Origin of the sequence: Suilimivivens sp. (genome assembly GCF_037359455.1) — a bacterium.
In the GTDB taxonomy this organism is placed as follows: domain Bacteria; phylum Bacillota; class Clostridia; order Lachnospirales; family Lachnospiraceae; genus Suilimivivens; species Suilimivivens aceti.
In genome coordinates this window covers 376,760-396,186 of the sequence record NZ_JAXXXI010000035.1, presented here as the reverse complement: position 1 = coordinate 396,186, position 19,427 = coordinate 376,760, and the positions used below count along the sequence as shown (strand labels likewise).

General features: G+C 44.1%; 14 protein-coding genes. 13 read left to right on the top strand and 1 reads right to left on the bottom strand.

Going from position 1 to position 19,427, the window contains the following annotated elements; genetic code table 11:
- Positions 1-16 precede the first annotated feature (16 nt).
- From WJQ40_RS06995 to WJQ40_RS06945, 11 genes are all read left to right on the top strand, one after another.
- Complete coding sequence (locus tag WJQ40_RS06995) at positions 17-2,017, top strand: cell division protein FtsA (protein WP_337538885.1); 2,001 nt, start codon at positions 17-19, stop codon at positions 2,015-2,017.
- Between the two features lie 3 nt (positions 2,018-2,020).
- A complete protein-coding gene (locus WJQ40_RS06990) occupies positions 2,021-2,821 on the top strand; it encodes an MBL fold metallo-hydrolase (RefSeq protein WP_118797103.1) in 801 nt (266 codons plus the stop codon).
- Between the two features lie 46 nt (positions 2,822-2,867).
- Complete coding sequence (locus tag WJQ40_RS06985) at positions 2,868-3,140, top strand: ACT domain-containing protein (RefSeq protein ID WP_118797102.1); 273 nt, start codon at positions 2,868-2,870, stop codon at positions 3,138-3,140.
- 13 nt (positions 3,141-3,153) lie between these two features.
- Positions 3,154-4,518 carry a PFL family protein gene (locus WJQ40_RS06980; protein ID WP_337538862.1) on the top strand — a complete coding sequence of 455 codons (1,365 nt, stop codon included), beginning with the start codon at positions 3,154-3,156 and terminating at the stop codon, positions 4,516-4,518.
- A 90-nt stretch (positions 4,519-4,608) separates the two neighbouring features.
- On the top strand, positions 4,609-6,963 hold the full coding sequence (locus WJQ40_RS06975; RefSeq protein WP_337538860.1) for an extracellular solute-binding protein: 2,355 nt from the start codon (positions 4,609-4,611) through the stop codon (positions 6,961-6,963).
- Positions 6,964-7,884, top strand: a complete 921-nt coding sequence (locus WJQ40_RS06970; protein ID WP_262572799.1) for a sugar ABC transporter permease — start codon at positions 6,964-6,966, stop codon at positions 7,882-7,884.
- Entirely contained in the window at positions 7,884-8,840 is a 957-nt protein-coding gene (locus tag WJQ40_RS06965) for a carbohydrate ABC transporter permease (RefSeq protein ID WP_317246613.1), read from the top strand. The genes WJQ40_RS06970 and WJQ40_RS06965 overlap by 1 nt, the downstream gene beginning before the upstream one ends.
- A 52-nt stretch (positions 8,841-8,892) precedes the next feature.
- The gene (locus WJQ40_RS06960; protein WP_337538859.1) at positions 8,893-10,971 is read left to right on the top strand and encodes an efflux RND transporter periplasmic adaptor subunit; all 2,079 of its coding nucleotides are present in this window, start codon (positions 8,893-8,895) and stop codon (positions 10,969-10,971) included.
- Between the two features lie 14 nt (positions 10,972-10,985).
- Positions 10,986-12,095 carry an ABC transporter permease gene (locus WJQ40_RS06955; RefSeq protein ID WP_337538857.1) on the top strand — a complete coding sequence of 370 codons (1,110 nt, stop codon included), beginning with the start codon at positions 10,986-10,988 and terminating at the stop codon, positions 12,093-12,095.
- Positions 12,096-12,107: 12 nt separating this feature from the next.
- Positions 12,108-14,387, top strand: coding sequence for an extracellular solute-binding protein (locus tag WJQ40_RS06950; protein ID WP_337538855.1), 2,280 nt, complete (start codon positions 12,108-12,110; stop codon positions 14,385-14,387).
- Positions 14,388-14,428: 41 nt separating this feature from the next.
- Positions 14,429-15,718, top strand: a complete 1,290-nt coding sequence (locus tag WJQ40_RS06945; protein ID WP_337538854.1) for a diguanylate cyclase — start codon at positions 14,429-14,431, stop codon at positions 15,716-15,718.
- A gap of 32 nt (positions 15,719-15,750) precedes the next feature.
- Here WJQ40_RS06945 and WJQ40_RS06940 read toward each other — a convergent pair whose 3' ends face one another.
- A complete protein-coding gene (locus WJQ40_RS06940) occupies positions 15,751-17,004 on the bottom strand; it encodes a nucleotidyltransferase family protein (protein ID WP_337538852.1) in 1,254 nt (417 codons plus the stop codon).
- A gap of 155 nt (positions 17,005-17,159) precedes the next feature.
- Between WJQ40_RS06940 and pta the strand changes: the two genes are divergently transcribed.
- The gene (pta, locus tag WJQ40_RS06935; protein ID WP_337538851.1) at positions 17,160-18,161 is read left to right on the top strand and encodes a phosphate acetyltransferase; all 1,002 of its coding nucleotides are present in this window, start codon (positions 17,160-17,162) and stop codon (positions 18,159-18,161) included.
- A 13-nt stretch (positions 18,162-18,174) separates the two neighbouring features.
- Positions 18,175-19,371: an acetate kinase gene (locus WJQ40_RS06930; RefSeq protein ID WP_118797092.1), complete on the top strand. Its 1,197-nt coding sequence runs from the start codon at positions 18,175-18,177 to the stop codon at positions 19,369-19,371.
- Positions 19,372-19,427 lie beyond the last annotated feature (56 nt).

Genomic DNA, 19,427 nt, shown 5'->3' with positions numbered 1-19,427 from the left:
AGAAAAGAACAGTTATATGGGACAGCTTGTTTTTGGACTGGATATTGGGACAAGAAGCATAGTAGGAACTGTAGGATACAAGGAAGACAATCGTTTCGTTGTCGTGGCGCAGAGAGTCAGGGAACATGAGACAAGAGCCATGCTGGATGGACAGATCCATGACATAGGCAAGGTAAGTGAAACGATCAGACAGGTAAAGGAAGAGCTGGAAGAGGCGATAGGACGGAAGCTGACAGATGTCTGCATCGCAGCGGCAGGCCGTGTGCTACGGACGGTGAACAGTCATGTGGAGTATCCCTTCGGCTCGGATAAGGAAATCGTAAGTGAAGATATTTATGCCCTGACTTCCTCAGCGGTGGAAAAAGCCTATGAAGAATTCCTGAAACAGCAGACAGAGGAAGATATGAAGTTCTACTGTGTAGGATATTCTGTAGTGCGGTTTTATTTAAATGGTTATCCAATGGGAAACCTGGAGGGGCATAAGGCAAGGACGATAGGAGTTGACCTGATCGCAACCTTCCTGCCGGAGGATGTTGTAGATGGTCTTTACCGGGCAGTGGAGCTTGCAGGCTTAGAGGTGGCTAATATGACGCTGGAGCCTATAGCAGCGATCCAGGTAGCAATCCCGGAACGTTTCCGCATGCTGAATATAGCACTGATCGATGTGGGAGCAGGAACCAGTGATATTTCCATTACCAACGATGGCTGTATCATTGCCTATGGCATGATCCCTATTGCGGGAGATGCCCTGACCGAAGTGATCGCAAGGCATTGTCTTGTGGATTTTGCGACAGCAGAAAAGATTAAAAGGCAGGCAGGGGAAGCCGAAGAGATCACATATGAAGATATTATGTTCCTGCCACAGAAGATTAAAAGCAAAGAAGTACTTTCAGTGACAGCACCGGTTGTGGAAGATATGGCCAGGCAGGTGGCAGATAAGATCAAAGAGCTGAATGGTGGAAAAAGCGTAAGTGCAGTATTTGTAGTTGGAGGAGGCGGAAAGCTTCCGGGTTATACAGAAGCTGTTGCAAGAGATCTGGATATTGTTCCGGAACGTGTGGCACTCAGAGGTGAAGAAGTGATGCAGCAGATCGTCTTTGAAGAGGATACTGCCAAGGACAGTCTGCTTGTAACGCCGATCGGAATCTGCCTGAATTTTTATGAGCAGAACAATAACTTTATTTTTGTAAGCTTTAATGACCGCAAGGTGAAGATTTATGATAACAACAGGCTGACAGTGGCAGATGCGGCCATGCAGGCAGGATTTCCAAATGATGGTCTGTTTCCGGGAAGGGGAAAGGCACTTCAATTTACTGTCAATGGGAAACAGCGCATAGTCAGAGGAGAAGTGGGAGAAGCCGCTGTTATCACCGTTAATGGACAACCGGCAGATATTGCCACACCGATCCATGAAAATGATATTATCCGTGTGGAGCATTCTACGGCAGGAAAACGGGCAGAGGTGCAGCTTTCAGAACTTGCGGATAAAGAAGAGAAACTGTTTTTACAGGTTAATGGAAGCAAAGTAGAATTACCAAGACTGATCTTAGTAAATGAAGCTTTTACAACACCGGATTATTCTGTAGCAGAAGGGGATATGGTAGAAATCCTGAATTATTATCCGTTGCAGAAACTGCTGCAGTATATGGATCTTGCTGCGGATGGCATGAGTAATATTTATGTTAATCATGAACTGGCAGATGGAGATACAAAGGTATATGAGAATTTTACAGTAGAGATTACAGAAGCAAATTTAAAGAGCGAGAGTGATATCAGGGAAGACACTGCAGATAATGAGAATAAAACAGCGACTATTGTAGTGCTTGTAAACAGACAGCCTGTGAAGCTTTCGGGAAAGGACAGTTATATTTATGTAGATGTATTTGATCAGATCGATTTTGACAGGTCCATACAGAAAGGAAAGTCGATCATAACAAAGCTGAATGGAAGACCGGCCCAGTATATGGAGCCTATCCATGATGGCGATGCAATCGAAATATACTGGCAGGAGAATTAAAATATGAGACTTTGCAGCATTGCCAGCGGAAGCAGCGGTAATTGTATTTATATAGGCTCTGATTCCACACATATTCTGGTGGATGTCGGGATCAGTGGAAAAAGGACGGAAGCGGGACTTAAGGAGCTGGAGCTCTCTATGAGGGATATTGATGGAATTTTTATCACCCACGAGCATACAGACCATATTGCCGGACTTGGTGTTCTTTCAAGAAAATATGAGGTTCCGATTTATGCCACAAGAGGGACGATAGAAGCCATTCAGAAAACATCAAGTGTTGGAAAGATCCCGGAAGATCTGTTTCATACAGTTTTCCCGGATGAAAAATTGATGATCAAGGATATATGCTGCAATCCCATGCGGATTTCCCATGATGCGGCAGATCCTGTGGCTTACCGGTTTGCTCATGGAAGGAAAAAGGCTGCGATCGTAACAGACCTTGGCAATTACAATGATTATACAGTAGAATCCCTGAAGGGGATGGATGCTCTTTTGCTGGAGGCAAACCATGATATCAATATGCTTCAGGTTGGACCGTATCCTTATTATCTGAAACAGAGGATACTGGGAGATAAAGGGCACCTTTCCAATGAGCGGGCAGGACAGCTTTTGACAAGACTGATCCATGATGATCTGCAGGCGGTACTTCTTGGACATCTGAGCAAGGAAAATAATATGCCGGAGCTTGCCTATGAAGCAGTAAGGGTGGAGATGACCATGGCAGATGAGGGTATTGCTGTCAGGGATCTGCCCATGCAGGTTGCAAGAAGAAATGAAGTCACACCGGTAATACATATTGCATAGTAAAGTATTTTACACTATACTGACAAAAAAGCACTGGAGGAAAATTATGAAAAACACAATTATCACCGTAGTTGGAAAAGACACTGTAGGAATCATTGCCAGGGTATGCACTTATCTGGCAGAAAATCAGATCAATATTGAAGATATTTCCCAGACGATCGTACAGGGATATTTCAATATGATGATGATCGTAGATACCAGTGCATCAGAGAAGCATTTCGGAACCATTGCTGAGGATCTGCACAGATTAGGAGAAGAGATAGGTGTTGAGATCAAGGCACAGAAGGAAGAAATTTTTGATAAAATGCATAGAATCTAGGAGATAAAAGATCATGATTAATTTACGTGAGGTCGTTGAGACCAATGAAATGATTTCCAAGGAAAATCTGGATGTCCGAACCATCACTCTTGGCATCAGTCTTCTTGACTGTATTGATTCTGATCTGAAAAGACTGAATGAAAAGATTTATCAGAAAATCTATGAGGCATCTAAGGATCTGGTGGAAACCGGTGAGAAGATCGCAAGAGATTTTGGTATTCCTATTGTAAATAAGAGAATTTCGGTAACTCCTATTGCACTGATCGGAGGAGCAGCCTGCAAGTCAGAAGAAGATTTTGTTGCGATTGCAAAGACTCTTGACAAGGTAGCCCATGAGGTTGGTGTAAACTTTATCGGTGGTTATTCTGCACTTGTATGTAAGGGAATGACAACGGCAGATGAGCTGCTGATCCGTTCGATCCCGAAGGCACTTTCTGTGACAGAAAGAGTATGCAGCTCTATCAATCTTGGATCCACAAGGACAGGCATCAATATGGATGCTGTAAAGCTGATGGGGGAGATCGTAAAGGAAACAGCCGAGTATACAAAGGACAATGATTCTCTCGGATGTGCCAAGCTGGTAGTGTTCTGCAATGCACCTGATGATAATCCTTTTATGGCAGGAGCGTTCCACGGGGTAACAGAAGCTGACAAGATCATCAATGTCGGTGTCAGCGGTCCGGGCGTTGTAAAGACAGCTTTAAGCAAGGTGCGTGGAGAAAACTTTGAGGTTCTTTGTGAGACGATCAAGAAGACAGCATTTAAGGTAACGAGAGTGGGACAGCTGGTTGCGCAGGAAGCGTCCAGAAGACTTGGAGTTCCCTTTGGTATCGTGGATCTTTCACTGGCGCCTACACCGGCAATCGGTGACAGTGTGGCAGATATTCTTTGTGAGATCGGTCTTGAATATGCAGGCGCACCGGGAACCACAGCAGCACTTGCACTTCTGAATGACCAGGTAAAGAAGGGTGGCGTGATGGCATCTTCCTATGTAGGGGGCTTGAGCGGAGCATTTATCCCGGTCAGTGAAGATCAGGGAATGATCAATGCGGTTGAAGCCGGGGCACTTACCCTGGAAAAGCTGGAGGCCATGACATGTGTATGTTCTGTTGGTCTTGATATGGTGGTTGTGCCGGGAGATACTTCTGCAGCAACACTATCCGGTATGATCGCAGATGAAATGGCGATCGGTATGGTCAATCAGAAAACAACGGCAGTCCGTGTGATCCCTGCCATCGGCAAGAAGGTAGGAGACAGAGTGGAGTTTGGAGGACTTCTCGGTCATGCCCCTGTTATGGCGATAAATCCCTATTCCTGTGAAGCCTTTGTAAACCGTGGAGGAAGGATTCCGGCACCGATCCATAGTTTTAAAAACTAAGGAAAAATTAAGACAGAAAAGATTGTTTAGCCTCATATACTATGCTATAGTTTTAACAGATAAAATGAAGCATGTATATGAGGTATTTTTATGAAAAAATTTATGACAAAAGAAGGAAAGAGAATTCTGGCATTTCTGTGTGCAGGCCTGATGGTGGCTTCTCTTGCGGGCTGTGGTAAGAATAAGACACAGACAGATTCTGCACAGAAGGAATTTTACTATGTACCGACGTATAAGGACTTTAAAGCTGATGCCGAATATTTTTCGGCGATCCTCCAGAATGGAGATAAACTCCTGATGGTAGGAAATAAGTGGGATCAGGCTGTTGAAACGAGCAGCAATGCTTTGTTCCAGTATGATTTTTCAACAGAAGAGCTGCAGGAAAGATACCTGGATCTGCCGGAAAATGCATCTGTGCGGCAGAGCTTCCTGAATGAAGAAGGAAATCTGATAGCTGTTGTGGACTGGTATGAAGGCTCGCAGACTACAGCTGACGGTGATGAAGCAGTTGGTTTGGTAGATACTGAGGAAGCGGTTCTGCCAGATGAACCTATAGATCCCGGATTTACTGAAGGATCTGAAGCAGAGTATACTTATCATACAGATCTTTATGTACTTTCCACAGAGGATGGATCTGTGATCAGCACAGAAAATTTTGATGTGCTGGATGAAAACAGTTATATTCAGTATATGCTGACAGATGGAGAAGGTCTGATCTATCTGATAACAGACCAGTCGATCGAAGTGATCAGTACACAGGGAGAGAAGAAAACCAGTATCGATCTTTCAGGTAACTGGGTCAACAGTGCATTTACAGCAGGCGGAAAGATATATGTCTGCATGTGGGGTGGCGAAGGCTTTGAAATCTATCCGGTTGACAGCACGATAAAGACAATTGGAAGTCCCATAAAGAGTGATTCTCTGAATAAAAATTACGGACTTAATTTTTATGAAAATGATGGTACACAGGTGCTGGTAAGTGATGGAACTACGGTATATTCCTATGATCCTGCAGAAGATAAATCGGAAGCACTGTTTGACTGGCTTGACGCGGATATCAATTCAGATGATGTACAGGATATCGGGAAACTGTCAGATGGCAGATATTATGTGTTGACACGGGCTTATTCCGGTGATTCTTCTTATGATGCCAGCTATTCACTGGTACTTCTCACGAAGACCCCTGCTTCTGAGGTACAGCAGAAGGAGGAGATCACTGTTGGCGCACTGTATATCAATCAGGATCTTCGAAAAAATATCATTGATTTTAATAAGAGCAGTAATAAATATCACATTACAGTGAAATCCTATAATACAGATGATTATACGACAGGCGTGACTCAGTTCAATAATGATATTGTAAGCGGAACAGGTCCGGATATCATAGATATTACCAACATTGATTATAACCAGTATGCCAGCATGGGTGTATTTGAGGATCTTTATCCATATATGGACAAAGCCGGGATAAATCGTTCTGATTATCTTGAAAACGTATTTAAGGCTTACGAAATAGATGGAAAACTTTATGCGGTCATTCCACAGTTTGTGATCAGCACGACCATGGTAAAAGCAAGTAAGCTCAGCAGTCCGGGATGGACCTTAAGCGAAATGCTGGATTTTGTAGAGCAGAATAATGTGGAGAATATCTTTGATTATGGAAGCAGGTCAATGGTGTTCTATTACTGCATATATAATAATATGAATGAATTCATGAACTGGGAGACTGGAGAAAGCTCTTTTGATGGGGAAGATTTTGCCAGAGTACTGGAGTTTGCAGCAAAATTCCCGGATGATGAGGACATCAATTATTCTACTGAGGGTGATGGCATCAGTGCAAAGATCCGTGGAGATAAGGTGCTTCTGATGCAGACCTCCTTTGATTCTGTGCAGGAATATCAGATGTATAATGGTTTGTTTGGAGAAAAGGTAAACTTTATCGGATATCCTGATGTGGACAGAAAGGGAAATATGATCACCAGTACCAGTGGCAGTGTGGCCATCAACGCATCCTCAAAGCATAAAGATGGTGCATGGGCATTTGTGAGCACACTGCTTTCTGATGAATATCAGGAGGGACTGGTAGCTGAGAACAGTATGTCTTATGGATTCCCGGTAAAGCGGTCTGCACTGGAAAAGCAGTTTGCAAAGGACATGGAAAAGGAATATACGACCGATGCCAATGGCAACCAGGTAGAACAGATGAAGACGAGCTGGGGGTATGATGACTATGAAATAGATATTTATGCAGCAACCCAGGAAGAGATTGATGCAGTCAGGACTATTATTGAGTCGGCAGAGAAAGCATCCACATCTGTAAATGAGGAACTGATCAACATTATTACAGAAGAAACCGGTGCCTTCTTCAAGGGACAGAAGTCAGCGAAGGAAACAGCTGATATTATCCAGAACCGGGTTCAGATCTATATGAAGGAGCATAGCTAAATGCTGCACGGGCAGAAGGCAGAAAATAAGTCAAAAAAGAAGCATAATAAGCTGACACAGAGGGCAAGGCATGGCACACTGATCAGCTGGGGGTATCTTTCCCCCAGCCTGACCGGTGTATTGCTGTTTTTTGTATTACCCTTTTTTGTTGTCATTTATTATTCCATGGTGGACAATCCTATTAATCATGAGTTTGTATTTCTGGATAATTTCGTAAAAGTGGCAACCAACAAGGCATTTCAGCAGGCAGCAGCCAATACCATGAAATTTTCTCTGGTAGCAGTGCCGCTTGCTGTAATCCTTTCCCTGCTCCTTGCCATGATGCTGGACTTTAAGATTCCTTTCAGGAGCCAGTTCAGGACTTTTTTCTTAAGTCCCATGATGGTGCCTGTGGCATCGGTTATCCTGATCTGGCAGGTGCTGTTTCATTATAACGGCATTGCCAACGACTTTATTGGGCTGTTTGGAGCAGACAAGATAGACTGGCTGAAATCTTCCCATGCGCAGGTGGTTATCGTCATCCTGTTTCTTTGGAAAAATCTTGGCTATAATATGATCCTGTTTATGGCAGCTCTTTCCAGTATCCCTAAGGATATCCTGGAGGTAGCAGTGCTGGAGAGTGCCACGCAAAGGCAGATATTCTGGTATATCAAGATACGGTATCTGTCTTCCACGATTTTATTTGTAACGATTATGTCCCTGATAAATTCCTTCAAGGTTTTCAGGGAAATCTATCTGCTGACAGGAAACTATCCTTATGACACGATTTATATGATGCAGCATTTTATGAACAATGCGTTCAGCCAGCTTGATTATCAGAAGCTGTCGGCTGCAGCAATATTGATGTCAATTGTCATGGTTATTATCATAGGAGTATTGTTTCTGACGGAAAATTATTTTGGAAAGGATGTGGAGGGCTGATGAATAGTAACAGACACTCATCCAGAGTATGGAATCCGGCAGAAAGAAGAGCCAGAAGGAACAACAGAAAAAAGCGGAGGAGACTGATCGTCAAGACAGCGCTGATCACCATGTTTGCTGCCTGCTTCGCTGTTCTTTTCCTGATGCCGATCGTATTGACAGTGACCAATTCCTTTATGTCTGCTTCTGAGATATCAGCCAATTATGGACAGGTCTTTGCCACATCGGATACAGGAGGTAAAACCTATATAGCCAGCAAGGTAAACCTGAAATTTATTCCGGATATGGTATCCTTCAGCCAGTATATCACAGTGCTGTTCAAGAGTCCGGAATATCTGTTCAAGTTTTGGAATTCAGTGATTCTTGTAGTACCGATCGTGATCTTCCAGCTGCTGGTAGCAGCAGGAGCCTCCTATGGATTTGCCAGATACAGAGGCAGGCTGAAGGAAATCATTTTTTTTGTTTATATTATCCTGATGCTGATGCCGTATCAGGTAACGCTGGTACCAAACTATCTGGTCAGTGAATGGCTGAATATACTGGATACCAGGTGGGCTATCTGGCTGCCGGGTATTTTTTCTCCCTTTGCGGTATTCCTTCTGACCAAGTATATGAGAAGGATCCCGGAATCGGTGATGGAGGCAGCGCAGATCGACGGAGCAGGAGAATGGCAGATTTTTAAAAGCATATGTATGCCTCTCTGTAAAGGATCGCTGTGCTCGGTAGCAATCCTGATCTTTATTGATTATTGGAATATGGTAGAGCAGCCGCTGATCCTTCTGTCGGATACAGAAATGCACCCGCTGTCCGTATTCCTGTCGAAGATCAATGAGGGAGAAGTAGGACTGGCCTTTGCTGTTGCAACGATTTATATGGTACCGCCAATCCTGGTATTTCTGTATGGTGAAGATTATCTTGTAGAGGGAATCACTTATCAGGGTGGAATTAAGGGATAATAAATAATATTTCAGATAGATGCCGTTTAATGCGGCAGAATGTGAGGATAAAATGGACGAAAAAACAGCTTCCAAACGAAGAGACTGGGTGAAGAATGCCGCGATCATTTTTCTCGCGGTAATGCTTGTACTTACCTTTTTTTCTAATACGATCATGAATTATTCACTGCCGGAGGTCGCTACCCAGTATGTACAGAGAGGGACTATCACAGCCAAGGTACGTGGAACCGGTACGGTAGAAGCCACAGATCCCTATAATGTAATGGTCAAGGAGTCCCGTGTCATCAGCAGTGTAGCGGTAAAACAGGGAGATACGGTAGAGAAGGATCAGGTCATTTATTATCTGGAGGATGCAGAGAGTGATGAGCTGAAAAAAGCAGAGGATGAGCTGGAGGATCTGGAGCTTGCTTATATGAAGGGACTTTTTGGAGGAACGATTTCTCCGGAGATCATCAATAAGGTGGCAAGCGGCAGGACGGATACCTTTGCAACCTATCAGGCAAAGGTGACAGATATGGTAAATCGTCTGGAGGCGGCCAAGGCAAGGGTGGATGAGTGCCAGAAAAATGTGGATGCACTTACGCTTCAGAGCACCAAGGACACCAACAATGCCACGGTCAATACCAAGCCGGATGAATTGAACCGGGATCAGGCAACCACCGATCTGGCAAGTGCACAGGAACGCTTTGAAAGGGATAAGGCAGAGACAATTGCAGAGCTGAATGCACAGATCTCAGAGCTGACATCCCAGATTTCAGATTTAGAAAAACTGATTTCAAATGCACAGTCATCAGCAGGAGGAGCAGCTGGAACGAATCCAAACCCGAGTGCGTCACCAACAGTTGCACCAAATTCTTATAATGCACAGAAAGCAACGGCTGTAGGAAATTTATATGATAAGATGAAACTCATTTTCGATGCTGCAGCTCTAGATAAAGACATTGATACATCAAAAATAATACCTGGTGACAGAAAAGTTGATACATTTGAGAATGTTCAAACAACATTATCAACAACAAAAACAGCATTTAATCAGCTCCAGACAGCTATATATAATGCTACAGGAAATAAAGCAGAAAGTTATACCACTTTATTTGCAGATTATAATGCAGCGTTGATTAATGTTGAAAATATTGAAAAAAACAGTTCGGATTTAAATAATTACACAAATAATCAGGCAACCCTAGCCGATAAGAAAGCAAAGCTTGCGAAGCTTCAGCAGAAGCTTGCAGAAGTCCAGGCGATCACAGCCTCCTCAGATGGCGGTGTCCAGGATGCACAGAACCGTTTAAATCAGGCAAACCGGAATATCTCTGAGATCACGGCTGCCAACAGTCAGGCAAGCGTTGCGTGGCAGAATAGGCTGGCAGATGCCAATGCGGCTTTGAAGGCGGCGCAGGCGGTTTATGATCTGTTAAAGCAGGAACAGACCGAGCTTGCGGCAGATATTAATGCAGAACTGGATCTGTCCAAGGCAAGTAAGGATATTCAGGAGAAAAAGGATGAAATTGCGAAACTGAAGGAGAAGTCAGAGGGCAGTGCCATTGTAGCACCGGTAGCCGGTACGATTTCAAATCTTGCCTATGTGGCAGGAGAGACGACAAAGCCGGAGGAGGCTGCAGCGGTTATACAGGTAGACGGTAAGGGCTATACGGTAAGCTTTTCTGTCACAAACGAGCAGTCCAAGAAGGTACAGGTAGGAGATGTGGGAGAACTGCAGAACGCCTGGTATTATGATGATGCCATGGTGACACTGGCTGCTATCAAGCCGGATCCGGAAAGCAACGGACAGAAGAAGCTGCTTGTCTTTAATGTGACAGGAAGCAGTATCCAGGCCGGACAGTCCTTAAATATCTCTGTAGGACAGAGAAGTGCGGAATATGAACTGACTGTACCTAACAGTGCTATCAGAGAAGATAAGAATGGTAAATTTATTCTGATCGTCGAGTCAAAGAGCGGGCCGATCAGCAACCGTTATATAGCGACGAGAGTAGATGTGGAGGTGCTGGCTTCCGATGATAACAACACAGCGATCTCAGCCGGACTTTATGGCTATGAATATGTGATCACCACATCCACAAAGCCTGTTGAAGCAGGCAAGCAGGTACGTCTGAACGAAAATAACAGTTAAAAAAGGAGAATACAGTGGCAGGCTTGAAAAATTTTCTGAAGCGTTTGTCAGCAGCACAGATCATCTTTTCCCTGATCGCGGTGATTTCACTGATCCTGTATCTGATCCTGACGCTGTGGTGGAGGGGTCAGGAAAAAAAACTGACAGACCAGCAGGCAGCGGACAGATGGGGCGGCAGGGAATATGCACAGGTGAGCTGCTTTGTGACAAGGGATGTAACACTGGATGACTTCAGCATCCGTAATTTTGAAAATCAGCTTACGACGGCTCTTGCGGATGTAGCAGTGACACTGGATGAGGAAGAGGGAAGCGTACAGGGAAACCAGCAGGAAACAGAAGAATCAAAAAGACTGTTTATTGATGCCTACAGTGCACCGGGAAAGATCACACTGGTCAGTGAACAGGCAACACTGGAAGCAGATGCGATCGGCATAGGAAATGATTTCTTTTATTTTCATCCACTGAAGCTTGTGGATGGCCGGTATTTCTCGGAAAATGAGCTGATGACAGATTATGTGATCATTGATGAGGATGCTGCGTGGCAGCTTTTTGGTTCCAATGAGATCTCAGGAATGACAGTAACTATCGGTGGGGTACCACATACCATTGCCGGTGTGGTGAAGCGGGATGAAAGCCGGATGGCAAAGAATGCCGGATTGACAAAAACGCTTGTTTATGTTTCTGTAGAAACACTGGAAGACTATGGAACAAGTGAAGGCGTGAACTGCTATGAGGTAGCAGCACCGAATCCGGTAAAGGGATTTCTGGCAAAGACTGTACGGGAAAAGTTTGGACCTACGGAGGAGCAGATGAAGGTAGTGGAGAATTCCTCCAGGTATACAGTGGAAGCCATGATTCCGGTGATCCTTGATTTCGGGACAAGATCCATGCAGAATGCGGCGATTCATTATCCCTATTTCGAGAATATTGCAAGGGGCTATGAGGACATCAGGGCAGTTGTCCTGATCTTCCAGTTCCTGTTTCTGCTGATTCCCGGTGTTATTATTCTGGTATTCCTGATCATAAAATGGAAACACAGAAAATATACTACCAGGGATCTGATTTATATCCTGATGGATAAAAAAGACAAAGCACTGGAAAAAGCAAGGGTTTTTAAACGGTAAGGAGGGAGAATTATGAAGAGGAGAATTGTAGCAGCAGGAATGGCAGCTGTCATGATGCTGATGGCACTCAGCGGCTGTGGAAAGAGTAAGGATGGTGGTAACAGTGAGGCAGCGGCATCCAGCAAGAATTATGTGTATAAAGTGACGGATGTAAATGTTGATTTTGGAAATGACAATATTCCGACACTGTTTGGTAAAGCTGATACACTGATGGCTTATGGTTATGATTATGGAAAAGAAGGCGAGATGACTGTACATTTTGCCAGCCTTGATGAAAATGGTGACATAATAAAGAAAATGGCACTGGATATAGAGGATAATGTCAGTATAAATAATCCGGCCTGTGATAAAGAGGGAAATATTTACTATGTGAAGGATGTTTATGCAACAGAGCCGGATGAAAATGATAATTATATAGATACGTATTATCTTGAGAAGATCAATATGGATGGAGAACAGCTTTTCAGCATCTGTATTAATGAGCTGCCGGATGTACAAAAACAGATAACAGAAAATGGCGGCTGGCTTTATATGGGCAGTATTATGATCTATCAGGATATTATTTATGCACAGATCATGGATAATATATGTCTGTTCGATCAGAATGGTAATTATCAGAAAATGATTGTAACAGGTGACAAGGAAAATGTGGTTGATGTTAGTAATATATATACTCTTGCAAGCGGTAAGGTGGCCGGGATCAGCTGGGATGATAATGGAGTAAATATTGGCTATGTTGACATGAATACGGGAACTCTGACAGACACAACCAAGCTTCCCGGTTATTCCTATGACTATTCCATTTATCCGGGCAATAGCAAATATGAGCTGTTTCTTGTAAATTCGATTGGATTATACGGATACAATATGGGTGATACGGAAACACAGCTTCTGATGAATTTTGTAGATTCAGACATAGCCGGTTATTCTGTTTACAATGTGATCAGTATCAATGAGGATGAATTTTTTGCCATGTATGATGCAGAGGATGGAAATGCACTGGGAAGATTTACCAAGGTGCCTCCGTCAGAGGTTAAGGACAAAAAGACTCTGGTTCTTGCCTGCAATGGAATCGATTATGATGTAAGAAACAATATCGTAAAATTCAACAAGAACAATGATGAGTACCGCATTACAATCCAGGATTATGCAGCATTGTACAATACGGAAGATGATTATCAGGCTGGCCTTAACCGTCTGAATGCAGATATCGTTTCCGGAAAAATCCCAGATATTCTGGTTATTGATGATAATATGCCAGTGGAAAGCTATGTTTCCAAAGGCTTGTTTGAGGATCTGAAGCCTTATATCGAAAAGGATGAGGGACTTGACATTAATAATTTCATGCCCAATATTCTGGATGCCTTTTCTGTAGATGGTAAGCTGTACCGTCTGGTGCCTTCTTATATGATCAGTACACTGATCGCAAAAACTTCTCTGGTCGGGGAAGAGAGAGGCTGGACAATAGGAGAGGTAAACCAGCTCATGAGCGGAATGCCTGCCGGTACCAGCTTCCTTCCGAACATGGATAGGGAAAGAATGCTTCTTAACTGCATGACTATGGCAGGAAATCAGTTCCTTGATTTTGATGCTGGTACCTGTAATTTTGATTCAGATGCCTTCATAGAGATGCTGGAATTCTTAAAGCAGTTTCCAGAGCAGACAGATGATACGGTTTATGATGATTCCTACTGGGAAAGCTATGACACCATGTGGAGAGAAAACAGGGCAATAGCCATGTCCTACAGTCTGAGCGGGTTCAAGGATTATAATTATACCAAGAAGGGAACCTTCGGAGAAGATATCACACTGATCGGTTTTCCCTCCAGCAATGAGGACGGATCCTCTATTATGCCGGCCATGCAGCTTGCCATGTCTTCCAAATCAGCTAATAAAGAGGGTGCCTGGCAGTTTATGAGAGGGTATCTGACAGATGAATATCAGGATGAAATCACCTATGGATTTCCGGTAAGCATCAGGGCACTGGATGCCATGGGGGAGAAGGCTATGAAGGTGGATACCTATATTGATGAAAATGGAAATGAAGTGGAAAGCCCCGATTATTATTACATGAATGGTGTTGATGTGGAAATTAAGCCAATGACGCAGGAAGAAGTAGAGAATCTGAAGCAGATGTTGTATACTTTTAATCAGGTATATACTTATGATCAGGAACTTATGAATATTATTTCTGAAGAGTCAGCAGCATTTTTCAGCGGACAGAAGAACGCGAGGGATGTGGCATCAATCATCCAGAGCCGCGTGCAGATCTATGTAAATGAAAACCGTTAACAGAAGATGTCTGACTAACCTTACAGGAAAGAGGACTGTCTATGGAACAGGATAAAGCAAAGAAAAAACTTTACCATCAGCTGCTTAAGATCACACTGCTTCCTATCTTTCTCCTGACGGCTGTCATTATCACGATCAGCATCAGGAGCTATGCAAACGCCATGAATAATGAAGTCAGACAGGGACTTATGAACCAGAGCTTTACGATTATTACCATGTACGATAAGCTGTATCCCGGTGACTACAAAGCATTTGAGGGAGATGATGGACTTTATCTGCTGAAGGGGGATCATCTGATCAATGGAGATTTTTCCATTATTGATACCCTGAAGGAAAATACTGGTGTAGATATTACTGTTTTTTATCAGGATGTACGTGTGATCACTACAGTCTGTGGAGAAGACGGGGAGCGTATCATTGGTACGAAGGTAAGTGCAGTTGTTGTAAAGGATGTTCTTGAAGGCGGCAGGGCTGCTTTTTATCCAAATGTATCGATCGGGGATAAAGATTATTTTGCCTATTATTCACCTCTTTTAAACGAGGACGGAGCCTGTATCGGTATGCTCTTTGTGGCAAAGCCTGTAGAAACAGTGATGAATGATCTGTTCCGCGTGATCCTGCCGATCGTTTTCCTTGGAATTCTTGCAGTTATGATCGCTGCGCTGCTTACAATCAGGTATTCCTGCAGGCTGACAGAGGCGATCGGAGAAATAGAAAAATTCCTTGGAAAGGTAGCAAATGGTGAACTCAATGAACAGCTTGCCTATCCTGTAGGAAAGAGAAAGGATGAGGTAGGGGAGCTGGGCAGACATGCGGTAGATATGCAGCGTTCCCTGCGTGAGCTTGTGGAGAAGGATGCGCTTACGGGACTTTATAACTGCAGGTATGGAGAGAAGCGTCTGAAACAGGTGCAGAAGGACGCTGACAGCTATGGCATGCCGTTCTGCATTGCAATCGGGGATATTGATTACTTTAAACATGTAAATGATACCTATGGCCATGAATGGGGTGACAGAGTGCTTACACAGATTGCAAGGATCATGGCAGAACGGATGAGAAGAGAAGGATATGCAGCCAGGTGGGGTGGAGAAGAATTTCTCCTTGTATTCATAGATCAGGGATTGCAGGATGCAGCGGAAACACTAAGGAAGCTGCAGAATGAGATACGGGATACGGAATTTACATACAATGAAAAGGAAAAGATCCGTGTAACAATGACCTTTGGAATCTGCGAAAGCTCCGGTGGGAACACAGATGAGCTGCTCAGGTGTGCAGATCACAGACTTTATGCCGGAAAAAAGGGTGGCAGAGACAGAATCATACAGGAATAAAAAGAGCCTGAACAGATACCGGAAGAAAGAATTTATAGGATGACCGGGGATTGCTGATATTCATTCAGCAGTCCCTTTTTTGCTTCTGCAAAAAAGGACGGATCATTATTCGCAGCGGTTTTCTGATGAAAATCTGTGGAAGCATATTTAAGGAAAGTGGCAGATTCATACAGGGTGGACGCCATGATATCCCTGGAGAGCATCTGGTAAGCCTCTTCTGAAAGTATGGTTTTGGCATCCGCCAGCTTGGATACCAGAGGGATATCGCTGTGCTTTTTGATAGAAGAAAGAAGCGGTGCGGAGTCTTTGCGGAAGCCGAGGAGCCTTACATATGGTGTCTTTAGATGGCGTTCAGAAAAAGAAGGCTTAAAAGAGACCGGTGTCTTCTGATTCAGCAGGATATGAAGCAGAGTGCGGCTGATTCTGGTATAGGTAAATTCACGGCTTTTTAACAGGGTGCAGAAATCTGTATAACCGGTAAAGGATGACAGATATTTGCAGATCCGGTCAGAAAGAGCTGTGCTGCAGTCAAGGTAATCAGAAAAACCACAGTCTTTTTCCGTGAGCAGCTTATAGAAGAGCTGGGGAGACAGATCGTCTGCAGTCAGAAACTGGCTGGAGGTGCTGGCAGTGATCAGGGAACGCAGGGCAGAAGCAGACGGATACATAGAAGAGTCCTCCGGCAGAAAAGGATCATGATAACCACTGCCTTTTCGGAGCAGGGTAAAGGGTTTTATGGAGCTTTTCAGCTTCTGGAGGGTTTTACAGTATTCCAGGGCAAGGATGTTGTTAGGTGAGGAAAAGAAAGCAGCATCTGCTGAAGAATACTCAGAAAAGAGAAGAGAAACAGCTCTGCTTCTGGCCTTTGGATAGGATAATCCCTGACGCAGCAGCTCATTTACTGTGCTGAGAACCGTTGCTTCCTTTCTGTTAAGCAGCTCAGCAAGAGGAAGGAAATCTTCCAGCTTTCCGGATTCACTGCCAAAGGAAAGAAAATCAACCATCTGCATATGGTCGAGCAGTGTTACAGCACCTTCTGCGAAAAATTCGGCACTGGAGGTGGCATAGAGAACCGGAAGCTCAAGGACTGCATCGGCGCCTCCAAGAAGTGCCATACGGGTTCTGATGTATTTATTGTAAATGGCGGGTTCTCCACGCTGCACGAAATCCCCACTCATAAGGACAAGGATATAGTCTGCTCCGGTTGCTTTTCTGGTTTCTTCAATCTGATATCTGTGGCCTTTGTGGAAAGGATTGTATTCGGCAATAATAGCTGCTGTTTTCATAGGATCTCCTGATATTTTCTCTTTCGCTCATGATAGCATATTGTTTGTCATTTTGCACAATTTTTTTGCGTTTTCCACTTGTGGGAAAAACAGGGATGCGTTAAAATTTTTATGTACGTGTGTATCGCACATGATCTGCGAAAGGAGAAAACAGAATGTCTTATATCGATATTATCAAGGATAAGGCAAGAATGGACAGAAAGACCATTGTTTTGCCGGAGACAACAGACAAACGAACATTGATCGCAGCAGCACATATCCTCAAGGAAGGAATTGCCAATATTATCATGATCGGTAATGAAGAAAAGATCATGGATGGTGCAACGTGGCTGGAGATTGAACTGGATGGTGTTAAGATCATAGACCCTGAAAATTGCGAAAAGCTGGACGAATATGTGGAGCTATTATATGAAACAAGAAAAGCAAAAGGGATGACTATTGAGAAGGCAAGGGATATCCTGCACAAGGATCCGCTTACCTTTGGTGTTATCATGGTTAAGGCCAATGATGCAGATGGCATGGTGGCAGGTGCCTGCCACGCAACGGCAGATACACTGCGTCCTGCACTGCAGATCCTGAAGACGGCGCCAGGAGTTAAGCTGGTATCGGGGTTCTTCCTGATGTGTGTACCGGATTGTGAATTTGGTGATAATGGATCTTTTCTGTTTGCAGACTGCGGTCTGAACCAGGATCCTACTGCAGAAGAACTGGCAGCTATCGCAGATTCTTCCGCCAAGAGCTTTAAGAGTCTTGTAGGCTCAAAGCCGATCATTGCCATGCTGTCACATTCTACAAAGGGAAGTGCAAAGCATATACTGGTTGACAAGGTAGTGGAGGCTACGAAGATCGCCCATGAACAGTATCCTGGACTTTGCATTGACGGCGAGCTGCAGCTGGATGCCGCACTTGTTCCGGCAGTTGCCAAGTCAAAGGCACCCGGAAGTGAAGTGGCTGGTAAGGCCAATGTCCTGATCTTCCCGAATCTGGATGCAGGAAATATCGGTTATAAGCTTGTGCAGAGACTTGCCAAGGCAGAGGCTTACGGTCCCATGCTTCAGGGGATAGCAAAGCCGGTAAATGATCTGTCAAGAGGATGCTCCTGGCAGGATATTGTCGGTGTAGTGGCGCTGACAGCAGTACAGGCACAGCTTGTATAGAAGGAGGATTATCATGAATATTTTAGTTATTAACTGTGGAAGCTCATCTTTAAAATTCCAGCTGATCGATGCAGCAACAGAAAAGCTGATCGCCAAAGGACTCTGCGAGAGGATCGGAATTGATGGCAGCCAGATTTCCTATACACCGGCGGGAGGACAGAAAGAAACAACAGTCACGCCTATGAAGGATCATACGGATGCGATCCGACTGGTACTGGAGGCACTGACCGGAGAAAAGACCGGTGTTGTAAAGGATTTAAAGGAAATCGGGGCAGTTGGGCACCGTATAGTTCATGGTGGTGAGAGATTTGCAGCATCTACCGTTATTACAGATGAGGTCATTGAAGCAATCACCGAATGCAATGATCTTGCACCTTTACATAATCCGGCTAACCTTATTGGTATTGATGCCTGCAGAAAGCTGATGCCGGGTACTCCCATGGTAGCTGTTTTTGATACGGCATTCCATCAGACCATGCCAAAGGAAGCATATCTGTACGGAATCCCTTATGAATATTATGAAAAGTACAAGATAAGAAGATATGGCTTCCATGGAACAAGCCATTCCTATGTATCACACAGGGCTGCAGAGATTCTTCAGAAGGATTACAAGGAACTTAAACTGATCGTCTGCCATCTTGGCAATGGAGCCAGTGTTTCTGCTGTAAAGAATGGAAAATGTGTAGATACCTCCATGGGACTTACACCGTTAGAGGGACTGATCATGGGAACCAGAAGCGGTGACATTGATCCTGCTATTATTGAATTTCTCTGCAATAAGGAGAATAAGAGTGTGTCTGAGATTCTGAACGAACTGAACAAGAAATCAGGCGTCCTTGGTTTATCCGGCGGTTTTTCTTCCGACTTCAGAGATCTTGAAGATGCCTACGAAAAGGGAGAAGAATTTGCCATAAGGACTATGGATGCTTTTGCATACAGGGTTGCCAAATATGTCGGTGCTTATGTGGCAGCCATGAACGGTGTGGATGCAGTCTGCTTTACCGCGGGGCTTGGCGAAAACAGTGGCTTTATCCGCGAAAAGATCTGCGCATACCTGGGATATCTTGGTGTTTCACTGGATCCGGAGCTGAATGCCAGGAGGGGAGAGGATCTTGTGATCACTACGAAGGACAGCAGAACCAAAGTACTGATGATCCCTACCAATGAAGAGCTTGCAATCGCAAGAGAAACCTTCGCTCTTGTAAAATAAAAATATTTCAGGAGAGGTATTGACAAATAAATATCTCTTCTGTATACTTAATCAAG